Raw genomic sequence first — 3,358 nt, 5'->3', positions numbered from 1 at the left:
CACCCTCCACGCCGAAGCGACAGTGCTTCCCTCCCCTGCCCAAGGGCTCCCGGAGCCTACGAGGACCGCCTGGCTTTTCGTAAAGCCAGCGTGCCGGGAAAGCCCCCAGAAGCTTGAAACGACTCGCTTTCGGCCGCGCTCCGTAAAGGTTCCGCTTGGGTATATCAAAGCGTCCTGCCTACGGTCTTCTCTCGAAGACAGACCCCAGGGACATGTCGGACTGACTAACGACGTGAAATTGATGACCTTTGCCTATGGATCAGTTCATGGCGGTGCCTTGAACTTTTGCGAGAAGTAGCGAAGAGGCGCTGACGGTGGTAGCATTGCCGCTCTGCACCCCGCAGAAATGGAACCTCATCATTACCATGCCGCTGGAACCCCGCCCTCACGCCCGGAAAGACATCCCTCCCTGCGTCCATGTTCGTGGCGCGCGGGTGAACAATCTGAAGAACGTGGATGTCGATATTCCGCGCGATGCGTTTGTAGTCTTCACCGGGGTTTCCGGTTCAGGAAAATCGTCGCTAGCCTTCGGCACCCTTTTTGCCGAGGCGCAGCGGCGTTACTTGGAGTCAGTTTCGCCCTACGCCCGCCGTTTGATCGACCAGGCAGGCGTTCCGGAGGTGGATTCTATCAGCGGGCTGCCTCCGGCGGTGGCCTTGCAGCAGCAGCGCGCCGCAACCAACACCCGCTCCTCGGTGGGCAGCGTGACGACCATCTCCAGCCTGGTGCGAATGCTGTACTCCCGTGTCGGTGAATATCCGCCGGATCAGCCGATGCTTTACGCCGAGGATTTTTCACCCAACACGGTGCAAGGTGCCTGCCCGGCCTGCCATGGGTTGGGGCGCGTCTATGAGGCGACCGAAAAGACGATGGTGCCCGATGATTCGCTAACGATCCGCGAGCGTGCCATCGCGGCTTGGCCCCCGGCTTGGCACGGGCAGAACCTCCGCGATATCCTCGTCTCTCTGGGATACGACATCGACACGCCCTGGCGCAAACTGTCGAAGAAGGTGCGCGACTGGATACTCTTCACAGACGAACAGCCCACCGTCCCGGTCTATGCGGGCCTTACGCCGGAACAGACCCTTGTCGCCCGCAAGCGGGGCACCGAGCCCAGTTACCAGGGAACGTTCACCGGCGCGCGCCGCTATGTGCTGGAAACCTTTGCCAACACCAAGAGCGCCCTCATGAAGAAGCGGGTGTCGCGCTATCTCATCGGCCGGGACTGCCCCGTTTGCGCCGGCAAGCGATTGAAGAAAGAGGCGTTGTCGGTGAAGTATTGCGGGCTGGACGTTGCCGAATTTGGTGAACTTTCGTTCGAGCGACTCGTGGCCCTGCTCGCACCAATTGCGCGGGGCGATCTATCCCATATCAAAGACCTCTCCAGCGACCAGACCCTCGACAAGCAGGCCCGCGTCGCTGCCACCGAGCGTCGCGTCGCGGCGGGCGGTTCCGCCCACAGGGGCGCGCCTGACGTTCGCCGGACCTCTTCGGTTTCCGAGGAAAAGCGCCTCACCGCCCAGCGCCTGTGCTCGGAGCTGCTGGAGCGGTTGCGTCCGTTGATCGACCTTGGATTGGGCTACCTCTCCCTGGACCGCAGCACGCCCACGCTGTCCCCTGGCGAGCTGCAACGCCTCCGCTTGGCCACCCAGGTGTTCTCCCAACTCTTCGGCGTGATTTACGTGCTGGATGAACCGTCGGCGGGATTGCACCCGGCAGATGGCGAGGCGTTGTTTACGGTATTGCGCGGCCTGCTATCGGCGGGAAATTCACTCTTCATCGTCGAACACGATCTGGACATCATCCGCCAGGCAGAGTGGCTGGTGGACGTGGGGCCAGGCGCGGGAAGCGAGGGCGGGCGGGTGATCTATAGCGGGCCCCCCGACGGGCTTGGAAAAATCAAGGCTTCGATCACCCGGAGGTATCTCTTCGACCTGCAACCGCCGGAAGCCCTTACTCCTCGAACGGCACGCGACTGGCTGCGGTTGGAAGGAATCGCCCGCAACAATCTGCGCGGCCTCGACATCGCCATTCCCGTCGGCTGCTTAACCGCGGTGACCGGAGTGTCCGGCTCGGGAAAATCCAGCTTGGTCGGCCAGGCGTTACCGGAACTAATCCAGGAACAGCTCGGTGGCGATCCGCCCGAATCCGAGGACGAGGAACTCGACCCGCTTCTGGAAATCGCGCAGGAAAAGACCTCTGGTCGCATTGTGAGCGGCATGGAGCACATCCGGCGGCTCGTGAGGGTGGATCAGAAGCCCATAGGCCGCACCCCGCGATCGAACCTCGCCACCTATTGCGGCCTTTTCGATCATGTGCGCCGACTCTTCGCCGCGACACCGGCCGCGCGACGCCGTCGTTACGGCCCCGGCCGATTCTCCTTCAACGTGGCGGAGGGCCGCTGCCCTACCTGCGAAGGGGAGGGCTTTGTCATGGTCGAACTACTGTTCCTCCCCAGCGTCTACGCACCCTGCTCCTCCTGCCAAGGTTCCCGGTACAACGCGGAGACGCTTGAGATCGAGTGGCGCGAAAAGAACGTTGCCCAAGTGCTGGCCATGACAGTCGGAGAGGCATGCGAGTTCTTCGCGGGGGAAGAAAACGTCATGCGCTCCCTCTCGGTGCTCCGCGAGATCGGAGTCGGCTACCTGCGCCTCGGCCAACCGGCGACGGAACTCTCCGGGGGCGAAGCCCAGCGAATCAAACTGGCCACCGAACTGCAAAGGGCGCAACGCGGCAATACCTTCTACATCCTCGACGAGCCGACCTCGGGCCTGCATCCCGCCGACGCCGACCGCCTGATGCGTCAGCTCCAGGGCCTCGTGGACACCGGGAACACCGTCATAGTCGTCGAACACGACATGCGCTCCATCGCCCAGACCGACTGGGTGATCGATCTCGGTCCCGGCGCTGGTGAGAATGGGGGGCGCATCATCGCCAGCGGCACTCCCGTCGAGGTCTCCAACGCAAAAAGCAGTCGCACCGCGCCTTATCTCCGGGCGCTCTTCAATAAGATCGTGGCAGCCAAGTAGGCTGCGGGCTTTGGAAATACGGTCGTCCGCAGCGTGCATGTTCCCACGTTGAGGAAGAAGGACGAGTCCGAGTGTGCGGCTCCTACTACCCGCCTGAATAAGTGAGCGCTGCCACCATTGACTCGACCGCGCGCGGTCCGTCGTAGCGCACGCCGTTGATGAAGAAGGTTGGCGTTCCATTCACCCCGCTCCTCAGCCCACTGCTGAAATCTTCGCGCACGCGGCCGGCATAGGCATTGGCCGTGACTTCCATGATCAGGCGGGAAGCATCGAGTTCCAAGATCGCCGCGTATTCGGCGAGGTCGTCATAATCGAGGGCATCCTGGTTT

2 protein-coding genes are annotated in these 3,358 nt (G+C 62.5%); one reads left to right on the top strand and one right to left on the bottom strand.

Features of this window, described 5'->3' with window-relative positions; translation table 11 throughout:
• Positions 1-365 precede the first annotated feature (365 nt).
• Positions 366-3,029 carry an excinuclease ABC subunit UvrA gene (locus WKV53_RS28545; RefSeq protein ID WP_341408262.1) on the top strand — a complete coding sequence of 888 codons (2,664 nt, stop codon included), beginning with the start codon at positions 366-368 and terminating at the stop codon, positions 3,027-3,029.
• Positions 3,030-3,114: 85 nt separating this feature from the next.
• Here the strand turns inward: WKV53_RS28545 and WKV53_RS28540 are convergent.
• The coding region (locus WKV53_RS28540) for a DsbA family protein (protein ID WP_341408261.1) at positions 3,115-3,358 on the bottom strand (244 nt) is incomplete at its 5' end.

The sequence above is a fragment of the Luteolibacter sp. Y139 genome, assembly GCF_038066715.1.
Lineage (GTDB): Bacteria > Verrucomicrobiota > Verrucomicrobiia > Verrucomicrobiales > Akkermansiaceae > Haloferula > Haloferula soli.
The sequence above is the reverse complement of the archived record's forward strand: the minus strand, read 5'-3'. Positions and strand labels throughout refer to the sequence as shown.

Excerpts from the sequence above, each read along its gene's own strand:
- WKV53_RS28545 (WP_341408262.1), top strand. The coding sequence starts at position 366 with ATGCCGCTGGAACCCCGCCCTCACGCCCGGAAAGACATCCCTCCCTGC.